The organism is Haloferax sp. Atlit-4N, assembly GCF_003383025.1.
Lineage (GTDB): Archaea > Halobacteriota > Halobacteria > Halobacteriales > Haloferacaceae > Haloferax > Haloferax gibbonsii.
The window spans coordinates 234,886-260,010 of sequence record NZ_PSYY01000001.1 but is presented as its reverse complement, the minus strand read 5'-3'; the positions used below and the strand labels follow the sequence as shown (position 1 = coordinate 260,010).

The 25,125-nt window shown below is 68.8% G+C and carries 28 protein-coding genes; 11 read left to right on the top strand and 17 right to left on the bottom strand.

The window, feature by feature from the left end; all coding sequences use genetic code 11:
- Positions 1–381 carry a helix-turn-helix transcriptional regulator gene (locus C5C07_RS01340; RefSeq protein WP_004973832.1) on the top strand — a complete coding sequence of 127 codons (381 nt, stop codon included), beginning with the start codon at positions 1–3 and terminating at the stop codon, positions 379–381.
- A 10-nt stretch (positions 382–391) separates the two neighbouring features.
- On the opposite strand, the gene C5C07_RS01335 is transcribed toward C5C07_RS01340, so the two are convergent.
- From C5C07_RS01335 to larB, 3 genes are all read right to left on the bottom strand, one after another.
- Positions 392–1,765, bottom strand: a complete 1,374-nt coding sequence (locus C5C07_RS01335; RefSeq protein WP_004973834.1) for a phosphoglucomutase/phosphomannomutase family protein — start codon at positions 1,763–1,765, stop codon at positions 392–394.
- A 113-nt stretch (positions 1,766–1,878) separates the two neighbouring features.
- Entirely contained in the window at positions 1,879–2,118 is a 240-nt protein-coding gene (locus tag C5C07_RS01330) for a GIY-YIG nuclease family protein (RefSeq protein WP_004973837.1), read from the bottom strand.
- Positions 2,119–2,486: 368 nt separating this feature from the next.
- Positions 2,487–3,248, bottom strand: coding sequence for a nickel pincer cofactor biosynthesis protein LarB (gene larB / locus C5C07_RS01320; RefSeq protein WP_004973839.1), 762 nt, complete (start codon positions 3,246–3,248; stop codon positions 2,487–2,489).
- 186 nt (positions 3,249–3,434) lie between these two features.
- Between larB and C5C07_RS01315 the strand changes: the two genes are divergently transcribed.
- Positions 3,435–3,602, top strand: a complete 168-nt coding sequence (locus tag C5C07_RS01315) for a DUF1931 family protein (protein WP_004045310.1) — start codon at positions 3,435–3,437, stop codon at positions 3,600–3,602.
- A gap of 166 nt (positions 3,603–3,768) precedes the next feature.
- Here C5C07_RS01315 and rpiA read toward each other — a convergent pair whose 3' ends face one another.
- The 4 genes from rpiA to C5C07_RS01295 all read right to left on the bottom strand — a co-directional run bounded on the left by rpiA (position 3,769) and on the right by C5C07_RS01295 (position 8,068).
- The gene (gene rpiA / locus C5C07_RS01310; protein WP_004973840.1) at positions 3,769–4,461 is read right to left on the bottom strand and encodes a ribose-5-phosphate isomerase RpiA; all 693 of its coding nucleotides are present in this window, start codon (positions 4,459–4,461) and stop codon (positions 3,769–3,771) included.
- Positions 4,462–4,511: 50 nt separating this feature from the next.
- Positions 4,512–5,636, bottom strand: coding sequence for an ORC1-type DNA replication protein (locus tag C5C07_RS01305; RefSeq protein WP_004973842.1), 1,125 nt, complete (start codon positions 5,634–5,636; stop codon positions 4,512–4,514).
- Between the two features lie 113 nt (positions 5,637–5,749).
- Positions 5,750–6,019 carry a hypothetical protein gene (locus C5C07_RS01300; protein ID WP_115804406.1) on the bottom strand — a complete coding sequence of 90 codons (270 nt, stop codon included), beginning with the start codon at positions 6,017–6,019 and terminating at the stop codon, positions 5,750–5,752.
- A gap of 54 nt (positions 6,020–6,073) precedes the next feature.
- Positions 6,074–8,068, bottom strand: a complete 1,995-nt coding sequence (locus C5C07_RS01295; RefSeq protein ID WP_115804405.1) for an endonuclease MutS2 — start codon at positions 8,066–8,068, stop codon at positions 6,074–6,076.
- Between the two features lie 177 nt (positions 8,069–8,245).
- Here C5C07_RS01295 and larE point away from each other — a divergent pair, with 177 nt between their 5' ends.
- The gene (gene larE, locus C5C07_RS01290) at positions 8,246–9,133 is read left to right on the top strand and encodes an ATP-dependent sacrificial sulfur transferase LarE (protein WP_004973846.1); all 888 of its coding nucleotides are present in this window, start codon (positions 8,246–8,248) and stop codon (positions 9,131–9,133) included.
- A 45-nt stretch (positions 9,134–9,178) separates the two neighbouring features.
- On the opposite strand, the gene C5C07_RS01285 is transcribed toward larE, so the two are convergent.
- Complete coding sequence (locus C5C07_RS01285) at positions 9,179–9,817, bottom strand: histidine phosphatase family protein (protein ID WP_004973847.1); 639 nt, start codon at positions 9,815–9,817, stop codon at positions 9,179–9,181.
- Positions 9,818–9,891: 74 nt separating this feature from the next.
- On the opposite strand from C5C07_RS01285, the gene C5C07_RS01280 reads away from it, so the two are divergent.
- Positions 9,892–10,374 carry an SRPBCC domain-containing protein gene (locus C5C07_RS01280; protein ID WP_050458471.1) on the top strand — a complete coding sequence of 161 codons (483 nt, stop codon included), beginning with the start codon at positions 9,892–9,894 and terminating at the stop codon, positions 10,372–10,374.
- Between the two features lie 30 nt (positions 10,375–10,404).
- On the opposite strand, the gene C5C07_RS01275 is transcribed toward C5C07_RS01280, so the two are convergent.
- Positions 10,405–10,728, bottom strand: coding sequence for a hypothetical protein (locus C5C07_RS01275; RefSeq protein ID WP_115804404.1), 324 nt, complete (start codon positions 10,726–10,728; stop codon positions 10,405–10,407).
- Between the two features lie 104 nt (positions 10,729–10,832).
- Positions 10,833–12,248, bottom strand: coding sequence for a twin-arginine translocase subunit TatC (locus C5C07_RS01270; protein ID WP_115804403.1), 1,416 nt, complete (start codon positions 12,246–12,248; stop codon positions 10,833–10,835).
- 130 nt (positions 12,249–12,378) lie between these two features.
- Between C5C07_RS01270 and tatCt the strand changes: the two genes are divergently transcribed.
- The 4 genes from tatCt (at position 12,379) to C5C07_RS21525 (ending at position 15,768) form a co-directional block, all read left to right on the top strand.
- Positions 12,379–14,535, top strand: coding sequence for a Sec-independent protein translocase protein TatCt (tatCt, locus tag C5C07_RS01265; protein ID WP_004973855.1), 2,157 nt, complete (start codon positions 12,379–12,381; stop codon positions 14,533–14,535).
- Positions 14,536–14,647: 112 nt separating this feature from the next.
- Positions 14,648–14,824: a ribbon-helix-helix domain-containing protein gene (locus tag C5C07_RS01260; RefSeq protein WP_004045298.1), complete on the top strand. Its 177-nt coding sequence runs from the start codon at positions 14,648–14,650 to the stop codon at positions 14,822–14,824.
- On the top strand, positions 14,817–15,536 hold the full coding sequence (locus C5C07_RS01255; protein WP_004973857.1) for a queuosine precursor transporter: 720 nt from the start codon (positions 14,817–14,819) through the stop codon (positions 15,534–15,536). Before C5C07_RS01260 ends, C5C07_RS01255 begins: the two co-directional genes overlap by 8 nt.
- A gap of 55 nt (positions 15,537–15,591) precedes the next feature.
- Complete coding sequence (locus C5C07_RS21525; protein ID WP_004968931.1) at positions 15,592–15,768, top strand: hypothetical protein; 177 nt, start codon at positions 15,592–15,594, stop codon at positions 15,766–15,768.
- Positions 15,769–15,828: 60 nt separating this feature from the next.
- Here C5C07_RS21525 and C5C07_RS01250 read toward each other — a convergent pair whose 3' ends face one another.
- The 3 genes from C5C07_RS01250 to C5C07_RS01240 form a co-directional block, all read right to left on the bottom strand.
- Entirely contained in the window at positions 15,829–16,230 is a 402-nt protein-coding gene (locus C5C07_RS01250; protein ID WP_004973859.1) for a hypothetical protein, read from the bottom strand.
- Positions 16,231–16,357: 127 nt separating this feature from the next.
- A complete protein-coding gene (locus C5C07_RS01245; protein WP_004973864.1) occupies positions 16,358–17,131 on the bottom strand; it encodes a 23S rRNA (uridine(2552)-2'-O)-methyltransferase in 774 nt (257 codons plus the stop codon).
- Positions 17,132–17,238: 107 nt separating this feature from the next.
- The gene (locus C5C07_RS01240) at positions 17,239–17,688 is read right to left on the bottom strand and encodes a low molecular weight phosphatase family protein (RefSeq protein ID WP_004973866.1); all 450 of its coding nucleotides are present in this window, start codon (positions 17,686–17,688) and stop codon (positions 17,239–17,241) included.
- Between the two features lie 273 nt (positions 17,689–17,961).
- Between C5C07_RS01240 and C5C07_RS01235 the strand changes: the two genes are divergently transcribed.
- Positions 17,962–18,705: a DNA polymerase sliding clamp gene (locus C5C07_RS01235; protein WP_004065599.1), complete on the top strand. Its 744-nt coding sequence runs from the start codon at positions 17,962–17,964 to the stop codon at positions 18,703–18,705.
- Between the two features lie 64 nt (positions 18,706–18,769).
- On the opposite strand, the gene C5C07_RS01230 is transcribed toward C5C07_RS01235, so the two are convergent.
- From C5C07_RS01230 to C5C07_RS01220, 3 genes are all read right to left on the bottom strand, one after another.
- The gene (locus tag C5C07_RS01230; RefSeq protein ID WP_115804402.1) at positions 18,770–20,536 is read right to left on the bottom strand and encodes a histidine kinase N-terminal 7TM domain-containing protein; all 1,767 of its coding nucleotides are present in this window, start codon (positions 20,534–20,536) and stop codon (positions 18,770–18,772) included.
- Between the two features lie 114 nt (positions 20,537–20,650).
- Positions 20,651–22,009: an MFS transporter gene (locus tag C5C07_RS01225; RefSeq protein WP_050458467.1), complete on the bottom strand. Its 1,359-nt coding sequence runs from the start codon at positions 22,007–22,009 to the stop codon at positions 20,651–20,653.
- A 95-nt stretch (positions 22,010–22,104) separates the two neighbouring features.
- Positions 22,105–22,698: a hypothetical protein gene (locus tag C5C07_RS01220; RefSeq protein ID WP_004973869.1), complete on the bottom strand. Its 594-nt coding sequence runs from the start codon at positions 22,696–22,698 to the stop codon at positions 22,105–22,107.
- Positions 22,699–22,848: 150 nt separating this feature from the next.
- Between C5C07_RS01220 and C5C07_RS01215 the strand changes: the two genes are divergently transcribed.
- Positions 22,849–23,949 (top strand): DNA primase, encoded by a 1,101-nt coding sequence (locus C5C07_RS01215; RefSeq protein ID WP_115804924.1) that lies wholly within the window; start codon positions 22,849–22,851, stop codon positions 23,947–23,949.
- Between the two features lie 99 nt (positions 23,950–24,048).
- Here C5C07_RS01215 and C5C07_RS01210 read toward each other — a convergent pair whose 3' ends face one another.
- On the bottom strand, positions 24,049–24,252 hold the full coding sequence (locus tag C5C07_RS01210; RefSeq protein WP_004973872.1) for a hypothetical protein: 204 nt from the start codon (positions 24,250–24,252) through the stop codon (positions 24,049–24,051).
- A gap of 219 nt (positions 24,253–24,471) precedes the next feature.
- On the opposite strand from C5C07_RS01210, the gene C5C07_RS01205 reads away from it, so the two are divergent.
- Positions 24,472–25,119 carry an SWIM zinc finger family protein gene (locus tag C5C07_RS01205; RefSeq protein ID WP_115804923.1) on the top strand — a complete coding sequence of 216 codons (648 nt, stop codon included), beginning with the start codon at positions 24,472–24,474 and terminating at the stop codon, positions 25,117–25,119.
- The last annotated feature ends 6 nt before the right edge of the window (positions 25,120–25,125 follow it).

Genomic DNA, 25,125 nt, shown 5'->3' with positions numbered 1-25,125 from the left:
ATGGCAAAGCGTGACCGGAGCGACCGTATCCTGACCGACTGGGACCGCGTGTTCGACGCGCTCTCCGACCCGTCGCGCCGCTACGTGTTGGAGTACCTCCACGACCGGGCGGAGCCGACGTCGGTCTGGGACCTCGCGGTCGCCCTCGCGGTTCGGACGACCGACCTGCCGCCCGACGAGGTGGACGTGCAGGTCGTCCAGCAGGCCGAGGTCGGAATCGTCCACGTCCACCTGCCGAAGCTTCAGGCCGCGGACCTCGTCGAGGCCGCGGGAGACGGCGTCTCTCTGACCGAACACGCGGAGACGCTCCCGCTTTTCACGCCGGCGTACCGCGGGGTCGTCAGACCCGTCGGCGACGAAGAAGAGACGAGAGAGCCCTGAAAACGGCCGCTCAGACGAGCGGTTCGACGAGTTCGCGGCCGGCTTCGAGGAGCGACGAGACCGCGTCTTCGCTCCCGGCCTCGGCGTAGACGCGCATCTTCGGCTCCGTGCCCGAGGGGCGGACGAGGAGCCACGAGCCGTCTTCTAAGAGCAGTTTGAAGCCGTCGAGCGTGACGACCTTGGCGATGTCGCGGCCGGCGACCGTCTCGGGGAGCACGTCCTCGAGGTCGTCGATGACGCGCGCCTTCTCGGAATCGGGGCAGGCGACGCTTATCTTGTCGGCGACGATTTCGCCGTGTTCGGCCTCGATGCGGTCGAGGCGGGCGTCGAAGTCCTCCTCGGCGGTCGCGGCCGCCGCGAGCAGGCCCATGAGGACGCCGTCCTTCTCGCGGACGTGCCCGCGGACGGAGAAGCCGCCGGACTCCTCGCCGCCCATGAGCGCGTCGTGCTCGCGCATGCCGTCGGCGACCCACTTGAAGCCGACCGCGGTCTCGAACACCTCCTCGCCGTGGGCCTCGGCGATGCGGTCGATGAGGAACGTGGTCGAGACGGTCCGGATGGCCGGCCCGGAGTCGGATTCGAGCAGGTAGTCGTAGACGGCGGCGAAAAAGAGGTTCTCGTCGAGGACGCCGCGGTCGGGCGTGGCGATGCCGATGCGGTCGGCGTCGCCGTCGTTGGCGACCCCGAGGTCCGCGTCGTGTTCGGCCATCGCCTCGGCGAGGCCTTCGAGGTTCTCCGCGGAGGGCTCCGGCGAGATGCCGCCGAAGTCGGCGTCGCGCTCGCAGCGCAGGCGGACGACCTCCGCGCCGGCGGCTTCGAGCAGCGCGTCGGTGACGCCGCGGCCGCTGCCGTGCATGGCGTCGTAGACGACCGTGAGGTCCGAGAGGTCGTCGCCGACGAGGTCCATCGCGTGGTCGGCGTGCGGGGAGACCACGTCCACGCGCTCGATGGTCCCGCGTTCGGACTCCGGCAGGAGGTCCGGTTCGGCGAGTCGCTCGGCGACCGCGTCGGTCACGTCGGGGAGCGCCGGCGCGCCGTCCGAGGGGATGAACTTCACGCCGTTGTACTCCGGCGGGTTGTGCGAGGCCGTGACCATGAGCGCCCCCGAGAGGCCGCGCTCGGCGATGGCGTAGGCGACGAGCGGGGTCGGGCAGTCCCGCTCGGGCAGGAGTACGTCGAAACCGTTGCCGGCGACGACCTCGGCGAGCGACTCCGCGAAGCCGGGCGAGGTCTCGCGGGCGTCGTAGCCGACGAGCACCGGGGCGGTGAAGCCCTCGTCGGCGAGGTAGTCGGCGACGGCCTGTCCGACGACGCGGACGCGGTCGTCGGTGAAGGTGTCCAGCGTGGCGCGCCACCCGTCGGTCCCGAATGAGATTTCGTCCATACGCGCACCACTCCGCGGCGGGGCAAAAAACTACGTTACGAGCCGACGGGTGCGAGGGCGTGCCGTGGCGGTCCGGCGAGGGCACAGCCGACCGCGACGCGGCCCCGGTTCGCTCACGACTCGACGAGCCGCTGTTTCTCCCGGCGGCGGAGCTGTTTTATCTCGTACTCCCGGGACATGGCCGCCGACTTCGAGTCGAACTCCTCGACGTGGACGAGTTCGACCGGCGTCCGGCCGCGGGTGTACTTCGCGCCCTCGCCAGCGTCGTGTTCCGCGACGCGCCGCTCCACGTCGGTCGTGTACCCGGTGTACAGCGAGCCGTCGCTGCACTCGATGACGTAGACGAAGTGCACGAGAGAATGGTTCAGGGGCGCGGGTATGAACCCACCGCCCGACCTCGTGCACGAGGTGTTGGCTTCGCGTGGTGGTCTTTTCTCGCTTCAGTGGTCATGCGGTGCGGGCACGCTGCCGAGCGACCTCCGCGATACCCGCGTTCGCCGAGCAGTTGGGACAGGCGAGAACCTGACCGTCCTTGTCGGCGAACACGCGTGCGAAGCGCTCGGAGACGTGTGACCCGCAGTGGTCACAGACTGGCATTGTTGCGGTCCGGCAGCCACCAAGCCGGTGTATGACACACAGTACCCCACCCATATGAGGGCTTCGCGCGTGTGCGTACGCACGCGAAATCGCGCACGACCACGAGGTGGAGAATAACGTCCAGTCAGGCGTCGTCGTCGCGGGCGTCCGAGACCGCGCGGGCGATGAGTCCGGCCTGCGCGCCGGCGATGTAGCCGGCGTCGACGTTCACCGCGGAGAGCACGGTACAGGACTGGAGCATCCCGAGGACGGCCGCCTCGCCGTCGCCGCCGTGGCCGTAGCCCGTCGAGACGGGCAGTCCGATGACGGGCGTGTCGACGAGGCCGGCGACGACGGTCGGCAGCGCGCCCTCACGGCCGGCGGCGACGACGACCACGTCGGCCTCGCGGAGCGTGTCGAGGTTGTCGAGCACGCGACCGAGGTGGGCGACCCCCACGTCCTCGATGCGTTCGACGTCCACGCCCATCTCGCGGAGGACCGCGGCCGCCTCGCCCGCGGCCTCGGCGTCGGAGGTGCCGCCGGTGGCGATGGCGACGGTCGCGTCGAGGTCGGGGCGCTCGAAGTCCGGCGCGGCCGCGACGACGGTCTTCGCCCGGGCGTCGCGGTCGATATCGGCGTCCGGGAGGGCGTCGGCGACGGCCTCCGCGTGAGCGGTGTCGGCCCGGGTGACGAGCGCCCGACCGCTCGTTTCGACCGCCGCGACGGCCAGCGTCGCCGTCTCGTCGGGCGTCTTCCCCTCCGCGAGAATCGCTTCGGGGACGCCGCGCCGCGTCTCTCGGGCGGCGTCGAACCGTCCCGCGTCGGTCGTCGCGTAGCCGGAGAGTCGTACCTCCGCCTCGGCGGGCGAGAGCGAACCGTCCGCGACCGCCTCCAAGATGTCGCGCATATGGCCGCACGTTGGCCCGAGGCGTACTCATACCCGTCGTTCCGCCCTCGCGGGGATAAAGCATATATAAGTGGAGATTGTTCCTCGGAAATCCGTCCTCATAGAAGCGCCATAACCCCCAAATCCGGCGGTATTAACGTCCAATATAGGAAAGTTTATTAAAGGAGAATTGGTAGGACATTCTGTATGGCAGACCTCATTGTCAAGGCAGCCGTCAAGGAAGCGCTCAAGGACAAGAACGTGGCCTCGGACTTCTACGACGCTCTCGACGAGGAAGTCAAGGAGCTTCTCGAAGACGCTGCTCGCCGCGCTGAGCAGAACGACCGTAAGACGGTCCAGCCCCGCGACCTGTAAACTCGGTCTTTAGACCTCTCGTTCTTTTATCGCCGGCCGGTGAGCCCCGGTTGTGTCCCGCGAAGCGAGTCGACTCGTCCCGTGAGCCGCGCCGGTCGAAGGCGTCCGTTCGAGCGCCGGACCACTCGGTCCACCGCAGAGCGGTTCGAGCGCCGGACCAACCGAGTCAGAACTCGTCGACTTCGACGCCGTCGTCGGTGCCGACGTAGACCGCGTCCGCGAGGCCGACGAAGATGCCGTGTTCGACCGCGCCGGGGAGCGACGCGAGGTCGGCCGCGAGCGACTCGGGGTCGGCGATGGCACCGAACTCGCAGTCGAGGACGAGGTTCCCGTTGTCGGTGACGACGGGGCCGTCCTTGCGCTCGGCGCGGCGGAGCGTCGCCTCGCCGCCGAGGTCGGAGACGCTCGCGGCGACGGTCGTCCGCGCCGACGGGAGCACCTCGATGGGGACGGGTCGCGAGAGCGTTTCCGCGGTCTTCGACGGGTCGGCGACGACGAGGAATCGGTCGGCGAAGGCGTCGACCATCTTCTCGCGGGCGTGGGCCGCGCCGCCGCCCTTGACGAGCGCGCCGTCGGTCGTCGCCACCTGGTCGGCCCCGTCGATGGCGAGGTCGACGGCGTCGACTTCGTCGAGGTCGACGACGGGGATGTCGCACTCGCGGGCGAGTTCGCGGGACGCGAAGGAGGTCGGGACGCCCCGAACGTCGAGGCCGTCGGCGACGAGGTCGCCGATGGCGCGGATGGCGAAGGCGGTGGTGCTGCCGGTGCCGAGGCCGACGACGGTTCCGTCTTCGACCGCTTCGACCGCCGCCTCCGCGGCGCGGCGCTTCTGCGCGTCGGTTCCGCCGGTAGTCTTCATGGCTCAGCCGACTCGGCCGGCGAGTAAAAATGGTCCCGAAAGCGGCGGCGTCAGAGGCGGTCCAAGACCGCGTCCGCGTCGTAGGCCAGCGAGATGGCGCGGGTGCGGCCGCGCCCCTCGATTTCGGTGTATCGCGCCTCGATGACGCCCAGTTGGTCCAGTTTGTTCACGAGTTCGGAGTAGCGCGTGTAGCCGAGGCCGGTCTCCTCGTTGAAGGCGTCGTACACCGCGCCGGCGCGCTCGCCGTCGTACTCGGCGACGACCCGGACGAGTTCGCGCTCGGGGTCCGAAAGCCCCTGCAGACACCGCGAGAGGTGGACGTACTTCGACTTGTCGTAGGCCGCTTCCACGTCCTCCATGTCGACCGTACGGGAGGCGCGCATCTCGGCGTGGAGGCCGGCGCGCCGAAGCAGGTCGATGCCGACCCGGAGGTCGCCGCTGTCGGCGGTGAACTCCGCGACCTGGTCGAGTTCGGGCGCGCCGATGACGTCCTCGTGGAAGCCGCGTTTCGACCGCCCGCGGAGGATATCGACGATTTCGTCCACGTCGTAGCGGGGGAAGAACACCTCCTCGGGCCGGAAGACGCTCTGGACGCGCCCGTCGAGTTCGTCGATGACGTCGAGCGAGAGGTCCGACGAGATGATGATGACGCCGATGCGCGCGCCGGAGTGCGCCTCGTGGGCGCGGAGCAGCGAGTAGAGCGTGTCGGACGCCTCGTTCTCGTAGAACAGGTAGTTCACGTCGTCGAGCGCGACGACGAGCACCTCGTCGTCCTCGACGAGGCGGTCGGTTATCTGGCCGAACAGCTTCTTGAACGAGATGCCCGACGACGGGGGTTCGTACTCGAAGATGTGCTCGAAGACGCGCGAGAACACCGCGTAGCGCGTCGAGTCGACCTGGCAGTTCACCCGGACGGTCCGGACGCCCGACTGCGTGCCCAACTCGCCGAACAGTTTCTGGACCGCGGTGGTCTTGCCCGTCCCCGGCGGCCCGCGCACCATCGTGTTCAGGGGGCGAGAGCCGCGGACCGCGGGCCGGAGCGCGTACTTCAGGCTCCGCAGTTGGCTCTCGCGGTGGTTGAACGTCTCCGGAACGTGGTCGATTTCGAAGACGTGTTCGTCGCGGAACACGGTCTCGTCCCACGACAGCATCCCCTCTTCGGGGTCCTCCCTCATCGAGTGAAGTACCACGCGCGGGGGACTTAATCGTTTACCGCGGCGGCGTCCGACGGGGGACCGATGGTAGTCGTCGCCGCGGTCCGGTGGGAGGTCGCGAGCCGGTACGTCACTTACTCAAGGAGCCGGACGATTCGGTAACCGATGGCGACGAGCAGAATCAGTCCGACCGCGCCGACGCCGAGGACGACCGGCGTCCCGCCGGTCCGCGAGAGCGCACCCAGCGCCGGAAGCACGAAGCCGAACAGCACGAGGAACCCGCCGAACACCAGAAATAACAGGTAGACTGCGGTCCCGAGCACGTCCCAGACGGCGTTCTTCGTGGCGTGGTAGACGAGGTCGTACTGCTGTCGTTCTTCAGGGGAGAGCGAATCGGAGGGCACGGGCGAAGTTGTCGGAGAGGCTAAATAAATCGTGTGTCGCCGCGGGTGACCGCCTCAGTCGAACTTCTCCAGCAGTCGCCCGTAGAAACTCGTCTCGTTCTCGCCGGCCAGTTTCTCCACGATGAGCTCCGGGGTCGACCGCGCGAGGTGGTCCTTCACGGGCGAGCGGTTGACGACGAGTTCGCCGTCTTCCAGCCCGACCGCCTCGATGCCGTCGACCGCGACCGACACGTCGGCGGCCTCGCGGATGCCGCCGGCGAGGTGCGAGACGAACACGGCCGCCGCGCCCTGTTCCGCGAGTTCTTCGAGGATGCCGGCGATGATTTTGGCGGACGCGCCGGGTTCGGTGATGCTCTCCAGTTCGTCCACGAGGACGAGTCGGTCGGCCGCGCCGTCGGTGAGCGCGGCGAAGTCGCGGAGCGTGCTCTCGAAGGCCCCGGCGTCGAGGGTTCCCTGCGACTTGGCGTAGTAGTGGAGTTCGGAAAAACGCGAGAGTCGGACCGACTCGGCGGGCACGGGAAGCCCCATGTGCGCGAGGACGACGACGAGCCCCACGAGGTCGAGCGTCGAGGTCTTACCCCCGCTGTTGACGCCCGAGAGGAGCGTGACGCCCGAGACCTCGTAGTCCACGGGGTCGACGTCGGCGAAGTCCACGTCGAGGAGGGGCGAGCGGCCGGCCTCGATGGCGAACGAGCCGGCGCCGTCGTTTCCGGCCGCGCCGGTGAACTCGGGGAAGACGCAGTCGAAGTCGCGGGCGAGCCGGGAGACGGCGAGGCGCACGTCGAGTTCGAGCGCGTCGCGGACCAGCGTCTCGACGGGGTCGCGCAGGTCGCCGAGGTCGGCGGCGAGGTCGGCTTTCAGCTTCGCGGCGCGGCGGTCGCGGGCGGCCTTCAGTTCGGTCCGGAGCCGGCCGACCGCCTCCTCGTCGTGGCCGAGCGGGAACGACGGGTCCTCGGGGAAGACGCGCTCCGTCAGGTCGGCCTCGCCGGGGCGGAGCGACAGCGACTCCACGAGGTGGTCGCGGGCGGCCGAAAGCGCCTCGTCGAACTCGTCTTCGAGTTCGCGCGACAGCAGGGAGTCGACGCGCGCGCCCTGCTCGACGAGAGACAGGAAATCGGTCCCCTCGATGGTCACGTCGCGCTCGCGAATCACGTCGCGGAGGCGGTCGTTAGCGACCGATTCGGCGGTCGAGACGGCCGTGTCGAGGTCGTCGACCGCGTTCGAGAGCCGTTCGAGTTCGTCGTCGCCGAGGACGGTCCCGTCGTCGGCCAGTCGGGACAGGGCGTCGCGGAGAGCGGCGAGGTCGCAGGGCGGGGAGAGTCCGGCGGCCTCGTGGACCGCAGCGGCGGCCGAAAGCGCCTCGCGGTTCGCGGCGAAGAAGGCGAGCAGTCGCTCGGGGACGACCTCGTCGGTCCGCTCGGCGGCGTCGGGGAGGACGCGCACGTCGCCGTCGACGTCGATGCCGGCGAACGACTCGTCGAGGACGACCACCGTCGAGTACGACCGCGCGAGTTCGGCGATGTCGCGGCCGTCCTCGACGACCTCGATTGAGAGTTCGGGGAACGCCTCCTTGGCGGCGGCGTAGCGCTCCGCGTCGGCGGTGGCGATACAGCGCTCGCGGACGCGACGCGGCTTCGGGTCCGCGAGGGGTTCGACGCCCGACAGCGCGGCGAGCACGTCCGGGTCGGGGTCGAGGTCGGTCGCGTCGGCCGCGAACGCCCGGACCTCCTCGATGCGCGAGGCCGACCCGGTGGGAAACAGCGTCTCCAGTCGCTTCTCGGCGTACGTCGTGACCGTCCGCGCCTGCAGGAGACCGAGCGCGTCGCGGTAGATTTCCGAGGCGCGGTCGGTGGCGAGGAAGCCGCCGGGGTCGTCGTGGTCGCGGCGAATCGCTCCGCGGGCGATGGCCGCCGCCCTGCCCTCCGTGAGCCCCGGTGCCCGCGCGAGCGCCGCCACGTCGCCGTCGGTGAGCGCTCGCTCGGCGTCGTCGAGTTCCGCGAGCGCGGCGGCGGTCTTCTCGCCGACGCCCGGGATGGTCTCGAAGTCCATTCGGCCGGACCTATCGCGGCATAGGACAAAAAGTCGCGGGGTGGTGACTCGGGGACGACGCGCGGGTCGCGCCGCCGCCGGAGCGCTCGTTTCGTCCGATTCGGGGGCGCGTGCGCCCTTCGCGGTCGTTCGCGCCGGGGACGAGGGGCTTTTGACCGTCGGCCGGGAAGGGAGGCCATGAGCGAGCGAGATACCGCGGCGAAGGCCGACGCAGTACGCGAGGCGCTCGCGGAGCGCGAGAGCGTCCTCATCGCCTTTTCGGGCGGCGTGGACTCCAGCGTGGTCGCCGCACTCGCCCACGACGCGCTCGGCGAGAACGCGGTGGCCTGCACCGCGAAAAGCGAGACCCTCCCGGACGCCGAGTTGGACGACGCGAAGCGCGTCGCCGAGGAAATCGGCATCGAACACCTGACCGTCGAGTTCTCCGAGTTGGACAACCCCGACTTCGTCGCCAACGACGACGACCGGTGTTACCACTGCCGGACGATGCGTCTCGGCCGGATGTACGAGGCCGCCCGCGACCGCGGCATCGAGGCCGTCTGCGACGGGACGAACGCCTCGGACCCCGGCGAGGGCCACCGCCCCGGCCTCCGCGCCGTCGAGGAGTTAGAGGTGCTGTCGCCGCTTCTCGCCCACGACATCACCAAGGAGGAAGTCCGCGCCATCGCCGACGAGTACGACCTGTCGGTCGCCGACAAGCCCTCCATGGCCTGTCTCTCCTCGCGGATTCCGACCGGCCTCGAAGTCACCGAAGAGCGGCTCTCGCGGGTCGAACGCGCCGAGACGATTCTGCGCACGTGGGGCTTCGAGCAGTTCCGCGTCCGCGACCACGACGGCCTCGCCCGCATCGAGGTCGCGCCGGAGGAACTCGACCGCGCCCTCGACGCCGACTTCGTCCGCGCCGCCCGCGACCACCTGAAGGACGCCGGCTTCGACCACGTCACGCTCGACCTCCACGGCTATCGGACGGGGAGCGTCAGCCCCGCGGCCGAGGCGGACGCCGACTCGGGCGACGACCTCCTCGTGGACGACGTGTTCGCGCAGGACTACCCGATGCGAAAGTAGCTGAGAGACGACAGTCAGAAACTCGGACCGGACCGCCGAACCGACCTACGTCGTCAGAAACCGCGTCTCGTTCTCGGCGACGACGCCGATGGACGGTTCGTCACCGTCGTCGCTCAGTTCGACTTCGAACTCGCACAGCCCGCCGTTGTCGAGCGGTTGCGACAGCATCGCCTCGACGATGTCGAGTCCCTTCACCTCGCCGAGCGACAGCCGAATCGGCGCGCCGTGGCTGACGACGAGTACCGTCTCGTCGGAGTCGAGCGAATCGGCCAGCCCCTCGTGGGCGTTGAGGACGCGCCGGCGGACCTCGACGAGGCTCTCGCCGCTCGGCGGGCGCTCGCGGGCGGCGGGCGTGCCGACCGCCGAGAGGGCGTACTGCGGGTAGCGGTCGGTGAGTTCGTCGAACTCCAGTCCCTGCAGCGAGCCCACGTCGCGCTCGCGCCATGCGGAGTCGAGGACGGGTTCGAGACCGAGTTCGCGGGCGATGGGGCGGGCGGTCTCTTGAGCGCGTTCGATGTCGGAGGAGACGAGGCGGTCGACCTCGTAGGAGTCCACGACGTGGTGCGCGAGGGCGTCGGCCTGCGCGCGGCCGCGCTCGGTGAGCGACACAGGGGCCCACCCCTGTACGCGCCCGGCGCGGTTCCACGTCGTCTCGCCGTGTCTGGCGAGAAGGAGGGTTGCCATACGTCCGTCTCTTTCCCCACCGGCAATGAGTGTTCCGCGCGAGATTCACGGTCTCGGCGCGCCAACTGTTGGGTATGGCACACGAAATCGAGACGAGCATCGAGATAGACGCCCCGCCCGAACGGGTGTGGGAGACCCTCGTCGACTTCGACCGCTACCCCGAGTGGAACCCGTTCATGCGAATCGCCGGGCGGCCGAACGAGGGCGCGACGCTCACCGTCCACCTGCGGCCGCCGGGCGGCCGCGAGTCGGAGTTCGAACCCGACGTCGTCCACTGCGAGAAACACCGCGAACTGCGCTGGCTCGGCCACCTCGTCTTCCCGGGGCTGTTCGACGGCGAACACCGGTTCCGCCTCGAACCCCTCGACGGCGGCGAGCGCACGCGCTTCGAGCACGCGGAGACGTTCTCCGGCGTCCTCGCCGGACTCCTGTTGCGGTTCGTCGGCGAGCAGACGAAGGCTGGGTTCGTCGCTATGAACGAGGGACTGAAGACGCGCGTCGAGGGGACGGTCGCCGCCGAGAAGCGGGAGGCGGCGGAGTCGTCGGACGCGGCGTGATTCCCCGCGGTCTCCGGGAGGTTCGACGCGTTACAGCGACTCGCCGCAGAAACGGCAGGTGTCCCGGTCGGCTTCCTCCAGCGAGTGGCAGTTCGGACAGGTAACGGTCTCGGTGCGGACAGAAGGGGCGCCGTTCGGCGACCCCGAATGACCGGACACGCGGCGGCCCACCCCGGGTTCGTCGCGCCCGAGGTTGAGGTACAGCGCCAAGCCCAGAATCCCGCCGACGAACACCGAGAGGCCCCAGAGGAAGGCGTTGTGCGAACTGTGTCTGGTCGCGTCGATGCCGGCCCAGACGCTCACGACGAACCAGAGCGGGAGGGCGACCACCGACAGGGCGACGAGGTCGACCATCGTATTATTATTTTAACCATTCTGCAATAGCTCTTCTGAACGGTCGGCGGTCGGTGAAAAACGGGAGCGGCTGGACAGAAAACGGGAAAGAAACGAGACGCCGGTCAGTTCCCGGTCCAGCGTAAGACCGCGAGCGTCCCCTCGAACAGGACGATCATCGTCGCGCCGATGATGATGGGGGCCATCCCCGTCGGGTCGGGGCTGACGAGGAACGCGAGGCCGAGGAACGCGCCCCAGAACAGCAGGCGGCGGTCTTCGAGCCACTGCCGGGTGACGAGGTTCATCATGATGGCTAACTCCACGAACAGCGGAATCTGGAAGACGACCGCCATGTAGCCCATCAGGATGAGGATGAGGTTGAACGTCTCTTTGAGGCCGAACGCGACGACCGCCGTCCCCTCGGTGTAGGAGGTGAAGTACGCGAAGATGGCCGGGAGCACCACGAAGTGCGCGAACAGGACGCCGACGAGCGCGAGGATGAGGCTCGTCGGCACGGCCGCGAGGTAGTACTTGCGCTCTTTCGGGTAGAGCCCGGGGCGCATGAACAGGTACGTCTCGTAGACGAACACGGGGAGGCCGATGACGGTGCCGGCGAGACCGGCGACCTTCAGTTTGGTGAGGATGAGTTCGAGCGGACCGTAGAGCCGCGGCCGGCGGTCCACGATGGTGTCCGCGCCGGGGATGTGGGAGTTCCAGAGGAAGTTGATAACGTCGGTCGCGCTCGGGATGTGGATGCCGAAGGCGGCCTGCGTGTCCACGAGCGCGTTGAGGATGTCCGCGCCGGGGAAGAGCACGAGCGTAATCGCGCCGGCGACGCCGAGGACGACCGCCAGCCGGCGAATCATCTCCTCGATGTGCGCGGTCAGCGGCATCTCCTGGTCGCTCTCGGGTGCCTCGCCGACGAGGCCACCAACGTCCTCGTCGTCGAAGTCGTCGCCCTCGAACTCAGGGTCGTCGAAGTCGGCGTCCTCGACGGAGACGGACGACGGAGCCACGCCGCCCACCTCGTCCTCGCCGGTCAGCGCCGGGCTCGCGCCGTCGGCCGACTCGTCGCTCGAATCGTCGTACGTCCCCTCGGGCACGTGCGAGGTGTGTTCGTCGTCGGCGAGGAGGCGCGGCTCGTCGTCGGAGTCGTCGCTATCGTCGGAGTTGTCGCTATCACCGGTACTTCCGGAAGAATCGGCATCAGCGTCGGAGTCCTCGACGCCGTCGTCCGAGTCGGAATCCTCCGCGACCTCTTCGGAATCGGAATCCTCCGCGTCCTCTTCGGGGGCCGCATCAGTGTCGGCGTCGCCGGCGTCGTCTTCCGTCTCGTCGGCATCGGCGTCGTCGGAAGCGTCGTCGGCAGACCCGTCGGTAACGGTCTCGTCTCGCGGGGTGACTCGACCGTAAACCGGACCGTCGGACGACGAAGCCCCGTCGTCGTCAGACTCGTCGGACGAGCGCTGGTCGGCGTCGTCCGAGGCGTCCGTCTCGTCGTCGGCCGCAGAGAGCCCTGTGTCGCGCTCCTCGTCCGCCATTCAGGTGTCCTACGCTTCCGGCCAGTTATAGGTCTTTTCGCATCGCGCCGAGGAGGTGCGTCGAGGGAGCCGAAATCACGCCCGCGGTGAAAAAGATTGATAACCGCCAGACTGCTTTCGCCACGTACGTATGTCCAGCGCCCTCGACGAGGACACCCAACAGACCATCGCGGCGGGCCGCGAGACCGCCGGTGCGATGCTCCGAGCGGCGCAAAAAGACCTCCAGAAGGTCTTCATCGTCTTCCTCGTCGGGTTCCTCGGAACGTTCTACGCGCTCCGACTCTACGTCTGGGAGTTCTTCCGGGGCGTGACCAAGGCACAGATGGACGCCAGCGTCTCCGGCAACGTCAGCATCATCGCCCAGACGCCGTTCGACGTGATTCTCCTGCAGGCGAAAATCGGTCTCGTCGTGGGTGTTCTCTTCGCGCTCCCGCCGTTCATCTACGTCTCGCGGGACGCGCTGAAAGCCCGGGGCGCGTGGCCGAAATCGCCCGTCGCGCCGTGGAAACTCGCGCTCATCGCGCTGACGATGGTCGTGCTGTTCGCCGCGGGCGTCGCCTACGGCTACTTCGTCTTCTTCCCGTTCACGTTCGCGTTCCTCGCGCAGAACGCGCTGTCGGCCGGCTTCACGCCGAGTTACTCCATCGTGAAGTGGGCGCAGTTCATCTTCCTGCTCACGCTCTCGTTCGGTCTCGCGAGCCAGCTTCCGCTCGCGATGACCGCGCTCTCCTACGCCGAAATCGTCCCCTACGAACTGTTCCGCGACAAGTGGCGGCACGCCGTCGTCGGCATCTTCGCGTTCGGCGCGCTGTTCACCCCGCCGGACCCGTTCACCCAAATCATGTGGGCGGTGCCCGTCATCACGCTGTACGCCTTCAGCCTCTATCTCGCCCGCGTGGTCGTCACGGCCAAACGCGGCAGCGAGAAGATGGACGTCAAGGCGACGGCGACCCACCACTGGAACCTCCTCGCGGGCGTCGGCGTCGTCGGCGGCCTCCTCGTCTACGCCTTCTACGAGTACGGCGGCGTCGGTCTCGTCAACGACGGACTCGCCGCGGTCGGAAGCGACTACGTGTTCCTCGACCCCGGCTCGGGGCTCGTGCTGGGCGCGTTCGTCGTCGCCGGCGGTGTCGTCGGCCTCGCGTTCGGCCTCGCGTACCTCGTCTACCGCGACATCGAGCGGCTCGAACGGACCGAGGTCGGCGTCGGCGACCCCTCGAAGCTCGACCTCTCCGCGCTCGACGTGGCGGGCGTCCGCGCCGCGCCGCCCGAGGTCTTCGCCGACCGCGACGAAGACGAGATTATGAGCCTCGCGTCCGCCGCCATCGACGACGGCGACAAGGCCAAAGCGCAGGCCCTCATCGACCGGTTCGACGAGGCCGAAGCGGACCGCGAGGCCGAGGCGGCCGACGCCGAAGACGAGCCGGGCGAACTCGAAGACCGGACGACCCGCGCGGGCGGCGCGTTCTTCTCCGAACTGACCGGGGGCGAGACCGACGAGGACGACATCGGCGGCTACTACACCGACATCGCGTTCATCGTCGACTCCGTCACCTCGCGGGCGTTCTGGGTCGTCGGCTGGTTCATGCTCGTCCTCGCGTCGACGTTCGGCTGGCTCTACACGGGCGGCATCAGGGACGTCTACGAGGACTTCCTCGGCCGACTACCCGCCGCGGTGACGCCGGAAGAAGTGCTCAACGTCGTCGCGCTCCACCCGATGGAGGCGCTCATCTTCGAGGTGAAGTTCTCGACGATTCTGGCCGTGTTGGCGACGCTCCCGCTCGTCGCGTACTTCGCGTGGCCCGCGCTCCGCGAGCGCAACATCATCCGCAAGCGCCGCCGGACCGTCTTCCTGTGGACCGGCGCGCTCGTCGGCGGCCTCCTCGGCGGCTTCGCGCTCGGCTACAGCTACGTCGCGCCGACGGTCATCACGTTCCTCGTCGAGGACGCCATCGCGGCGAACATGATAATCTCCTACCGCATCACCAACTTCTTCTGGCTCATCTTCTTCACCACCGCGGGCATCGGCCTCCTCGCCGACATCCCCATCCTGATGGTGCTTCTCAACACCGCCGGCATCAGCTACCGCATGATGCGGAAGCGCTGGCGCGAGGTCACGGTGTTCATCCTCGCCATCTCGGCGGTGTTCACCCCCGCGAGCATCACGACGATGTTCATGGTGACGCTCCCGCTGATGGCCGCCTACGGCGTCGGTCTCGGCGTCCTGTTCGTGCTGACGGTCGGCGGCCGACGCGACCTCTCGCCCGCCCGCGGCGCGGCGGAGTGAGGGCGGTCCTCGGAGCGACCGCCGCGCCGACTCGCCGACCCGAAAAACGCGCCAAATATCGCCGCTGAGACCGTTGAAAAGGCGTTAAGTATTCTCGTGAGAATCGCAGAGTATGGCCAAGATAAGCGTCGAGATTCCCGACGAACTGCTCGCGGACTTGGACGAGCACGTCGGCGACGACAAGAAGTTCGTGAACCGGAGCGATGCGGTTCGGGCGTCCATCCGGAAGACGCTCGACATCCTCGACGAGATAGACGACCGACACAATCGCCTCGTCGAAGATGAGTGAGGGGCGGTCGGCCGTCGGGCAGGTCGCGCTCGTCGGCCTGTTCGTCACCGCGCTGACGACGGCGCAGTTGACGGCGTCGAAACTGCTCGCGATTCCCCTGCCGGCCGCGATAGGCGAACTCCCGTACGTCGGCGCGGCCATCCTGATGCCGGGGGCGGCGCTGGCGTACGCGCTCACCTTCTTCGCGTCCGACTGCTACTCCGAACTGTACGGTCGCCGGGCGGCGCAGGTCATGGTGAACGTCGGCTTCGTCATGAACTTCGTCCTCCTCGGACTCGTCTGGAGCACCATCGCCGCGCCCGCCGCGAACCCCGAGTTCGCCGGGCAGTTCGCCACGGTGCTGTCGTCGGGGACGAACGTCGTCGCCGGGAGCCTGCTGGCGTACCTCGTGAGCCAGAACTGGGATGTCGTCGTCTTCCACGGCATCCGCGACATGACCGACGGCGCGTTCCTCTGGCTCCGCAACATCGTCTCGACGGCGACGAGTCAGGCCATCGACACGGTCATCTTCGTCGGCGTCGCGTTCTACGTCGCGCCGACGGTCCTCGGCATCGGCGACGCGCTACCGTGGAACGTCCTCGTCGGCCTCGCTATCGGCCAGTACCTCCTGAAGCTCCTCATCGCAGTCGTGGACACGCCGTTCGTCTACGGGACCGTCGCACTCCTGCGCGACGACGACGAGTCCTCGACCGACGGCTGGGTCGCGGACTGAGGCGTTCCCAGGACGACGGACGGCTTATCTCTTTTGGTAGCATACCACACGACGTATGGCCGACGAGCACCGCCACAGGCTCACCGAGCGAGACGGGATGGAGATGGGGGTTCGCTGTCCGAACTGCGGGACGTACACGTCGTTCGGCGACATCCTCGCCACCGGAGCCTGCCGCGGCGGCTGGAAGGGGTGCCGGACGGGGCTTCGACTCGACCTCGTGGTGTACGACTGAGAAAGACGGCGGGGCGACGGGACGCTGGGACGCGGGGCCGGCGAGAGCGACAGCGCGCGCTCAGGCCGCCGCGGACGCGTCCGGCGAGTCGTTCAGGTAGAGGTACGCCGCCGCGACGGCGAAGACGGCCTCGCCGCCCTTCGAGAGAATCGCCATGTCGCTGACTCGCCCGCTCATGACGACCCAGGCGACGATTTGGGCGAGCGCGAACGCGATGGCGACGAGGTAGAACTCGCGCCGCCAGAACTTGCTCAGGTAGACGGCGATGCCCGCGAGGAAGCCGACGCCCGCGAGGACGAACAGCACCGCCTGCGTCTGGTCGAACTGGAGCAACATCGGAGCCATCGACAGGTGGACGTACGTCGAGGTCAGCGCCCCGACGATGGCGACGTACGGGACGATGCCCGACGGGAGGCCGGTGAACAGTGGTCGCGATTCAGCGGTCGTGGTGTCTGTTGACATGGGGACTCACGAACAGAGTCGTGTCAATGGATAATAATTTTTGCCCGGAGTGAGGCACAAATCGAAGGGAACACGCGGAGCCGTCGATGCGGGGGCGCGCAGGCGCGGGAGCGTGAAATCAGCGCGTTCAGTCGTCTATCGGCTCGGCAAAGGCGAACCGGGGCTTCACGTCGGTGACGCGGACCGTCGGGGTGTCGCCCGCCTCCGTCCCGGAGACGAAGAGCGTGAAGTCCTCGACCTTGGCGATGCCGTCGCCCTCGCTGCCCACGTCGACGATTTCGACCTCGAGCTCGTCGCCCTTGCGGACCGGGGCGGTGAGGAAGTGCTTGCCGACGAGGTACTGCTCGGAGGAGCTGTCGCGGGAGGCGTCGGGGCGCATCGACCGGACGTACTGGAACTCCCGTTCCATGTCGGCGCGGAGGTCCGCGACGTCCGGCCCGTCGAACACCTTCACGGCGAAGTCGCCGCCGGTCGCCAGCAGTTCCTGTGCGACCTCGAACGCCTGCCGGGCGAGGTAGACCGAGCGAGCGTGGTCCAGCGAGTACTCGCCGGTCATGTTCGGCGCCATGTCGGAGACGACGGCGTCGGCCCCGCGCTCGCCGATGACGGCCGTCAGCTCCTCTTTCGTCTCGTCTTCGGTCATGTCGCCGCGAATCGTCTGAACGTTGTCGCGGTCGATGCCGCGGATTCGCTGGAGGTCGACGCCGACGACCTTGCCGTGGTCGCCGACCGCCTCGGAGGCGACCTGCAGCCACCCACCCGGGGCGGCACCGAGGTCGACGACGGTGTTGCCGGGGCCGAACAGCCCCGCGTCCCCGTCGAGTTGTTTCAGCTTGTAGGCCGAGCGGGCGCGGTAGCCCTCCTGTTTGGCCTTGTTGTAGTAGTGGTCCTTGCGCGCCATGGTCTTGACAGCAGTAGCGTATCAGGCCGTATACCGGCTTCGGCTTGCGCCGTGAAGCGTGCGGAACAGTCCCACATCCGACGGCGTCGGCGTCGAGGCGGTCTGGCTCAGTCGTCGCCGACGAGTTCGTCGAACAGCGCCGCGACGCGCCCCTCGATGTCGTCGCGAATCGCCCGGACCGCGTCGAGGTCCCGCCCGTCGGGGTCGTCGAGGGCCCAGTCGCGGGCGTCACCGCGCCACGTCATCGGACAGATACCCTCGGCCGAACAGCCCATCGTGACGACGATGTCGACGCCCATAATCTCGTCCTGCTCGATTGCGCGCGGCGTCTCGTCTGCGAGGTCGAACCCCCGCTCGCCCATGACCTCGACGACCTCGTCGTGGACGTGGTCGGCGGGGTCGGTGCCGCCGGTGACGACCTCGATTCGGTCGCCGACGCCGCGCTCGTCGCGCTCCCGGCGGGCGAAGGCCGTCGCCATCTGGCTCCGGCCGGCGTTCTGGACGCAGACGAAGGCGACGCGGGTGGAAGTCGCGTCGGCGTCGGCGGCGTCGCTCATCTCTCGGCACCTCGTCGGCGGGCGGCTGTCTTCGTGTCGTCGTTCGCCATAGCCGGGAGTTGCACAATCAGCTATTTGAGTGCTTTGAAGCCCGAGACCCCAGAAATCGGCAGGTTAGCTGCATAGCCGAACAGTGACAACAACACCCATGGGGAGCCGACGGGAGCGATGGGGTGCTCGCGGGAGCGCGCACGCGGGAGAGCGTGCGAACATCATATTGCGGTGAGTCCAAATCAGGAGTATTTTTAAGACCGCTGTCGTACGACGGCACATATGTTCAAGGCCATCGTGAGCGCCGCGACGCTCCGGGACGCGCTCGACTCCGTGAGCGTCCTCGTCGACGAGTGTAAGATTCGACTCAACGAGGAGAGTCTCTCCATCCGCGCCGTCGACCCCGCGAACGTCGGCATGGTGGACCTCACGCTCGACGCGGCGGCGTTCGAATCCTACGAAGCCGACGGCGGCGTCATCGGCGTCAACCTCTCCCGCCTCGAAGAGGTCGCCGGGATGGCGGGCTCGGGCGACCTCATCCACCTCACGCTCGACGAGGAGACGCGCAAGCTCAACATCCGCATCGACGGGCTGTCGTACACGCTCGCGCTCATCGACCCGGACTCGATTCGCCAGGAACCCGACATTCCGGACCTCGACCTCGCCGCGAACATCGTCCTCGAAGGGACGCACCTCGACCGCGGTATCAAGGCGGCCGACATGGTCTCCGACCACATCCGCCTCCGCGTCGACGGCGCGGAAGAGACGTTCCACATCGAGGCCGAAGGCGACACCGACGACGTTGACCTGTCGCTTCCCCCCGCGGACCTCATCAGCATCGAAGCCGGCGCGGCCGACTCGCTGTTCTCGCTGGACTACCTGAAGGACATGAACAAGGCGATTCCGACCGACGCCGAGGTCACCGTCGAACTCGGCGAGGAGTTCCCGGTCAAGCTTCACTACCAGATCGCGGAAGGGATGGGCACCATCACGTACATGCTCGCCCCGCGCATCCAGAGCGACTGAGCGGACGTTTCGGCCACCGCGTCGTTCACCGACCACCGAGCCGTCCCATCGTTTCTCCCGACTCCTACCGGTCAGCGACGGCGTCGGCCGTCTCGTCCCGACACCAGTACGGCAGTCGAATCGTCGCCGTCGTGCCGGTGTCGCCGCGGCCCGCTGACTCGTCGGCCGCGTCTCCGGCCCCGTCGGCCGCCCCGTCTCGCCCGCCCCGAACGTCGAACGTGAGGTCGCCGCCGAGCGCGTCGACCGTCCACCGGACCGCCCAGAGACCGAGGCCGCTGCCGTGTTGGAGCGGCGACTCGCCGCCGGTCTCGACCACGGAGCGCTCGTAGTCCGGGACGCCCGGGCCGTCGTCTTCGACGACGAGGACGAGGTCGGCGTCGGCGGCCCGGACCGACACGGAGACGGTCGGGTCGTCGCCGCCGTGTTCGAGCGCGTTCTCGACGAGTTCGCTGACGAGGAGCTTCGCCGCCGATTCGCTCCCGGAGACCGGCAGCGACTCGGGGGCGTCCACGTCGACCGAGCCGGCGTCGAACTCCGCGCGGACCTCGGCGACGCAGGTTCGCACCGTCGCGGCGACGTCGAAGCGGCTGCCGCCGTCGATGCCGGCCATGACCCGCTCGACGGTCCGGGCCTTCTCGCCGAGCGAGAGGAGCTTGTTCGACCGCGCTCGTATCGTGTCGGTGGGGTCGCGCTGGTCCGCCGGGAGCCGCTCTGCGAGCATGTCGGCGTAGCCGATGACGACCGTCATGTCGTTTCTGAGGTTGTGCCGGAGGACGCGGTTGAGGACTTCGAGGCGCTGGCGGCGGCGGACCCGCCCCGTCACGTCGGAGACGGTGACGGTCCGGCCGAGGCGGCGGCCGTGCTGGTCCGTCACCGGCGAGAGCGTCACCTCGTAGGTCCGGCGGCGGCGGTCGACCGTCACGTCCACGAGCTGTCGGTCCTCGTCGAGGTCGACGCCCGGAAGCACCGACGACAGCGGGTCGAACGCCGAGGCCGGATCGAGGTCGAGGAGCGACGAGGCGGTCTCGTTGGCGTCGACCACGCGGTGCTCGCGGTCGAGGACGAGAATGCCGACGGCCACGTCGTCGATGGCGGCGCGGCGGCCGAGCCGACCGGTCGCCGGCGAGAGCCCGAACAGCTGGAACCGGTAGAGCGCGTGGCCGAACGTCGCGCCCGTCACCGCGAGGGCGATGGGCGTGAAGTTCACCATCTGAAGCGGGCCGATGCCGAAGGTGTGGGCGACGTGGGCGACCGTCGGCGCGGTCGAGCCGATGGCGAGGGTGACCGCCTGCTCGCGGTAGTGCGAGAGCCGTTCGACCAGCATCTCGATGATGAGGACGAGCCCGGAGCCGATGATGACGTAGCCGTACACCGCGTGGAGGTAGTACCAGAGGTTCGGGTCGAACCGCACCGTGGCCGCGCCGAACACCGGGTCGATGTGGTAGTTCGTCCACAGCAAGCCGTGGCTCGGGTTCGTGGCGAGCGCGACGACGGTGACGGCCGGAAACACGAGGAGCCCGGCGATGAGCCGCCGCGAGAGGAGTTCGCCGCGGCCGGTGTAGGAAAGCGCGAACGCGAACCACGCGGGCGCGATGACGGCCTGCGCGACGTCGATGGGGATTTGGAACCAGAATCGGAGCGAGGGGTCGAACACCGTGAGCGCGACGCCGTAGGAGCCGGCCCAGAGCGCCGCCGAAAACAGGAGGACCGACAGCGATTTCGAACCGGGTTCGGTGCCCTCGCGCCAGGCGACGACCGCGATGGAGACGGAGACGAGCGCCGCGACGAGGCAGAGGACGACCAGCGGCGAGACGGCGGCGACCGAAGGCACGCATAAACCTCAGACTCGGCGCTCGTAACACTTGCGGGCCGCGGCGAAATTCGAGCGACGGGTCAGCCGCGTCTCGGCCGCGGGTGTCGTGTCTCGGCCGCGACACTCAGGCACTCAAGGCGCTTCCGCCCGCGGCCGGCGCGCCACGGACGCGAGGACGTAGACCACGGGCACGATGAGCGCGGCCCCGACGACGAACGGCGACCAGTACGCGAGGACGTACAGCGCCGCCATCGACGGCGGACCGAGCGTTCGGCCGAGGCTTCCCGCGCCCTGCGTGACCCCGAAGGCGTTGCCCTGCTGGTCGGCCGACGCCGACGTGGAGACGAGCGTCGACAGCGAGACGTTCAACATCCCGTTTCCGAACGACAGGAGCGCCCCGACGAGGAGGAGCGCCACGAGTTCGCGGGTGAGCCACGGCGGGCCGCCGACCGCGGGGAGCACCGCCCCGATGTCGGGCGAAAAGGGGAGCAACGCGAGCGAGAGCAGGAGCCCGACCGCGCCGACGACCGCCAGTTTCGCCTCCGAGTACCGCCGGGCGAGTCGGCCGACGACGACCCCCTGATTCAGCGTGCCGAGCAGGCCGATGTAGGTCAGAAACAGCGCCGTCTCGGTCTCGCCGTAGCCGTACACGTCGGCCGCGAAGGGGATGAACATGACCTGAATCCCCGAGAAGGCGACCGAGACGACGAAAAAGGAGACGACGAGTCCCCGGAGGTCGTCGTCGGCGAGGGCGGTGCGGAACTGCGAGACGAGCGTCGTCGCGGGCGTGCCGGCCGGCGCGCGGGTGCGCTCGGGTTCGCGCAGGAAGACGAACGCGAAGCCGAGGCTGACGAGGCTCAACGCCGCCGCGGTGAAACTCGGCAGCGAGAACCGCGTCGCGGGCACGAACGACGGGAGCAGGTCGCGGGCGATGGTGACGACCGGCTCGGAGGCCATCAGACCGCCCAGAGCCGGCCCGAAGATGAACCCGAGACTGAACGACGCGCCGACGAGGCCGAGCGCGCCGGCCCGCCGCGCCGGGGGCGTGATGTCGGCGATATACGCCTGCGCGGTGGCGATGTTGCCGCCCATCGCGCCCGCGAGCATCCGCGAGGCGAACAGCGTCGCCACCGCGAGCGTCGTGCCGAACAGCAGGTCGATTTCGCCGGCGACGCCGAAGACCGTCCACGCGAGGACGCTCCCGACGAGCGACAGCATGATGACCGGCCGGCGGCCCCGCTGGTCGGAGATGCGGCCGAGGACGGGCGCGAAGAGGAACTGCATGAGCGAGTACGACGCCGCCAAGAACCCGATGTACACGTCGCTGACGCCGAAGCTTCGGACGTAGAACGGGAGGATGGGGATGACGACGCCGAACCCGAGGAGGTCGATGAAGACGACGGCGATGACGACCGCGAGGGCGCGTCGCGTTCCGCGCGACTCCTCGGGGAACTCGGCGTCGGAAGAGACGGCGGACTCGGGGGCACTCACGACACCACAAACGCGCGAGAAACGCCTAACGGTTGCGCCGAGTTCGCGGGAGAATCGAAGGGAACGTTGGGTCGAAGGGCGAACCGGGTCGGCGCTCAGGAACGGTATCTGTCGATGACGCGCTTGGCCGAGACGGCCTTTTCCTTCCAGCCGTAGCCCGCGTCGTAGACGTGGCGCTTCTTCTCGACGAGTTCGGCGGGCGTCGCCTCCTCGAAGCCGCCGCGGTCCCACGCGCCGGTGTCGCGGAGCCAGTTGACGACGTTCTCGCGCGTCTCGGGCCACGACAGGCCGACCATCTCGTACCACGCGATCATGGCGAAGACGGCGTTGTCGTGACAGCCGGGGACGCTCCCGTACTGGTGGAGCGTCCGCATCGGCTCCCGGGTCGGCTCGGAGACCTCCTCTCTGAACTCCTCGGCGGTGAGAAGGCGGAGGACGCCCGAGTTCGCCTCCGACACCCGCTCGTCGCGCTTGAGTCGCCGGAGCGCGGCCTGCTGGAGCGGCCCCCACTCGCCCGGCGCTTCGCGGCGAAGCGTCTCCTCGTCGCACGGCCCGCCAGCGAGGACCGAGACGATGTCGACGTAGGCGCGCTCGACTTCGACCCACGGGGTCCCCTCGAAGCGACAGTCGGCGTCGTGGAGACTGGTGGTGGCGCGGCAGTCCGGACACGGGTAGTCGAAGTGCGGCACGTGAGAGCCTGAGGAAGTGGTCGGTAATAGGTTGTGTGATGCGCCGTCGCCGGCGACACCCCGCCGCGAGACTCGGCCGCACGGCCCATGCCCGCCACCGCCGAATCCGTCGCGTTTATCGGTGGGCACCCGGAACGTGGCGGTATGCGGATGCGCCCGCTCCACGCCCGATACCCGTTCTTCGCCGCGGCCAGAGAGGCGGTCGAATCGGCCGACGTCGCCATCGCGACGCTCGTCGCCGAGGACGCCCCGGCCGTCGAGCGTGGCGTCGAGCGCGTCGAACGCGCCCTCATGGAGGGCACCGTCGAACCCGACCCCGACGAGACCTACGGGTGGGACACCCAGACGGAACTGCTTTCGTACCCCATCTCGCGCATCATCGTCTCGCTCGTCGAGACGCCCGCGGCGGTGGACAAGTACGCCCGCGCCGAGGCCGACACGGCCTACGAGCGCATGCTCGCCGACTTCGACGCCGGCGACGACGACGTCCACGGCGAGGCCCGCGCGAGCCTCGACGACTTCCTCCGCGAGTTCGACCTCGACGGCGCGGTGCGGGCCGAGTCGAACCGGAACCGGAACAGCCGCCGCGCGCCCGACCACTACTGGGTCGACGTGGGACCGTACCTCACCTACTCCGACACCGACTGGGGCGCGGACTGGCGACTCGTCAACCGCTCGCTGGCCGACGGCGCGGTCCGCGTCACCCACGAGGAGCTCTCGGAACTGCTCCGCGAGGCGGTCCGCCGCCGGGTGGCAGAGGGGCTTCCCTTCGCCGTCCGCGGGAGCGACGCGGGCGACCGACTCGCCGACGCGCTCAAACCCCATGTCGAGCGCCTGCGGAACCTGCTTTCGGACCGCGGCGCGGTCAACGTCGTCTACGTCGACTCGGTCGACCCGGACCACTTCCCGCCCTGCGTCGAGGCGCTGTTGGCGCGGGCGCAGGACGACGAGGACCTCCCGAACGAGGCGGCGTTCGCGCTCGCGGCGTTCCTCGTCGGCGTCGGCCTCGAACCCGAGGAGGTCGGCGGCGTCGTCGGCGACGCGAACGCCGAGGAACTCGAAACGCGGGCGACGGTTCTCGCGGACTCCAGCGGGTCGCAGTACGCGCCTCCGACCTGCGAGACGATGCAGGCGTACGACCTCTGTGTGAACCGCGACGACCGCTGTGACACCATCAAGCACCCGATGAAGTACTTCGAGACGGCGACAAACGACGCGGACGCGGTCGCCGCGGACGAGACCGCCGACTGACGGAGTCCGTGCTGACGACGTATCCAACCCACGAGCGCCGCCGCTACGCGTCGGGCGCTGGCGCGACGGCGACGGGGTCGCCGAAACCGACCGAGAGGATTAGGAAGAACGCGACAGCCAAACGCCGATACCAGCCATCACGAGCACGAACGCCGTGATAGCGCCGACGAGTGCGAACCCGCCGGTGGAGATGAGTCCACTCTGGTTGTAGGTCGCACCGATGCCGACGATGAGGGCGATAAACACCCCGACCGCGACGATGGAGACGGCAATCTTCCGCCGCATCTCCGCTTCGATAGCCATGCGACGACGTATCCGCGGCCGTTCTAAAAGGTCTTCGATGGGCGGATGCCCGACGAGAGCCACTCACGCGCCCGATTTTCCACGTGAAACGAGGGTTTAGGTCGTTCGAGAACCTATACGCAGGTGACGGAAACTGACCCCGAACAGCCGCTGGTAGGGTCGGAATCCCGCACCACCATGACGCACATCGCACACACACCCGCGTCGACTCGCCGCCCGGTGCGCCGCAAGACCACGCTCCCGTCCGACGGACTGGCCGGTCGCGCCCGCCGCGCCCGCGTCGAGCCGATGGCCGTCCGGCCGCTCCGCGACGGGCGCTACGTCGTCGAGACCGACGGCGGCACCTACGTCGTCGACGTGGAGGCTCGCACCTGCACCTGCCCCGACAACGCCATCCGACACGCCCGCTGCAAGCACCTCCGCCGGGTCGCCATCGAAATCACCCGCGGCGAGGTCCCGCCGCCGGGCCGCCGGAGCGCCACCTGCGCCGTCTGCGGCGACGAGACGTTCGTCCCGATGGACGCGACGGGGCCCCAGCTCTGCCGCGACCACGAACACCGCGCCGGCGACCTCGTCCGCGACCGCGAGAGCGGCGGCCTCCTCGTCGTCACGCGGGCGCTCGGCACCCGAGCCGACGAGACGCCGACCGAGACGGGGAAACTCGTCGCCGCGTTCGAGAGCAAGCGCGACTACGGCGACCACGAACCGGTGTTCGAGGCGGTCTATCTGGACTCGCTGCCGGTGAACGCCGGCCTCTCGGACCTCGGCGGACTGCACGCCTATCGGTTCCCCGCCTCGCGGCTCAGCCGCGTCGAGCGCGGCTTCGTCGGCGCTCGCACGCTCGGCGAGCGACTCGCTCGGGCGTGAGCGAAC

What these genes read in the sequence shown, in the direction of transcription:
- C5C07_RS01340 (WP_004973832.1), top strand. Translation starts at nt 1, where the DNA reads ATGGCAAAGCGTGACCGGAGCGACCGTATCCTGACCGACTGGGACCGC.
- C5C07_RS01335 (WP_004973834.1), bottom strand. Translation starts at nt 1,765, where the DNA reads ATGGACGAAATCTCATTCGGGACCGACGGGTGGCGCGCCACGCTGGAC.
- larB (WP_004973839.1), bottom strand. Translation starts at nt 3,248, where the DNA reads ATGCGCGACATCTTGGAGGCGGTCGCGGACGGTTCGCTCTCGCCCGCC.
- C5C07_RS01315 (WP_004045310.1), top strand. Translation starts at nt 3,435, where the DNA reads ATGGCAGACCTCATTGTCAAGGCAGCCGTCAAGGAAGCGCTCAAGGAC.
- rpiA (WP_004973840.1), bottom strand. Translation starts at nt 4,461, where the DNA reads ATGAAGACTACCGGCGGAACCGACGCGCAGAAGCGCCGCGCCGCGGAG.
- C5C07_RS01305 (WP_004973842.1), bottom strand. Translation starts at nt 5,636, where the DNA reads ATGAGGGAGGACCCCGAAGAGGGGATGCTGTCGTGGGACGAGACCGTG.
- C5C07_RS01295 (WP_115804405.1), bottom strand. Translation starts at nt 8,068, where the DNA reads ATGGACTTCGAGACCATCCCGGGCGTCGGCGAGAAGACCGCCGCCGCG.
- larE (WP_004973846.1), top strand. Translation starts at nt 8,246, where the DNA reads ATGAGCGAGCGAGATACCGCGGCGAAGGCCGACGCAGTACGCGAGGCG.
- C5C07_RS01285 (WP_004973847.1), bottom strand. Translation starts at nt 9,817, where the DNA reads ATGGCAACCCTCCTTCTCGCCAGACACGGCGAGACGACGTGGAACCGC.
- C5C07_RS01280 (WP_050458471.1), top strand. Translation starts at nt 9,892, where the DNA reads ATGGCACACGAAATCGAGACGAGCATCGAGATAGACGCCCCGCCCGAA.
- C5C07_RS01275 (WP_115804404.1), bottom strand. Translation starts at nt 10,728, where the DNA reads ATGGTCGACCTCGTCGCCCTGTCGGTGGTCGCCCTCCCGCTCTGGTTC.
- C5C07_RS01270 (WP_115804403.1), bottom strand. Translation starts at nt 12,248, where the DNA reads ATGGCGGACGAGGAGCGCGACACAGGGCTCTCTGCGGCCGACGACGAG.
- tatCt (WP_004973855.1), top strand. Translation starts at nt 12,379, where the DNA reads ATGTCCAGCGCCCTCGACGAGGACACCCAACAGACCATCGCGGCGGGC.
- C5C07_RS01260 (WP_004045298.1), top strand. Translation starts at nt 14,648, where the DNA reads ATGGCCAAGATAAGCGTCGAGATTCCCGACGAACTGCTCGCGGACTTG.
- C5C07_RS01255 (WP_004973857.1), top strand. Translation starts at nt 14,817, where the DNA reads ATGAGTGAGGGGCGGTCGGCCGTCGGGCAGGTCGCGCTCGTCGGCCTG.
- C5C07_RS21525 (WP_004968931.1), top strand. Translation starts at nt 15,592, where the DNA reads ATGGCCGACGAGCACCGCCACAGGCTCACCGAGCGAGACGGGATGGAG.
- C5C07_RS01250 (WP_004973859.1), bottom strand. Translation starts at nt 16,230, where the DNA reads ATGTCAACAGACACCACGACCGCTGAATCGCGACCACTGTTCACCGGC.
- C5C07_RS01245 (WP_004973864.1), bottom strand. Translation starts at nt 17,131, where the DNA reads ATGGCGCGCAAGGACCACTACTACAACAAGGCCAAACAGGAGGGCTAC.
- C5C07_RS01240 (WP_004973866.1), bottom strand. Translation starts at nt 17,688, where the DNA reads ATGAGCGACGCCGCCGACGCCGACGCGACTTCCACCCGCGTCGCCTTC.
- C5C07_RS01235 (WP_004065599.1), top strand. Translation starts at nt 17,962, where the DNA reads ATGTTCAAGGCCATCGTGAGCGCCGCGACGCTCCGGGACGCGCTCGAC.
- C5C07_RS01215 (WP_115804924.1), top strand. Translation starts at nt 22,849, where the DNA reads ATGCGCCCGCTCCACGCCCGATACCCGTTCTTCGCCGCGGCCAGAGAG.
- C5C07_RS01210 (WP_004973872.1), bottom strand. Translation starts at nt 24,252, where the DNA reads ATGGCTATCGAAGCGGAGATGCGGCGGAAGATTGCCGTCTCCATCGTC.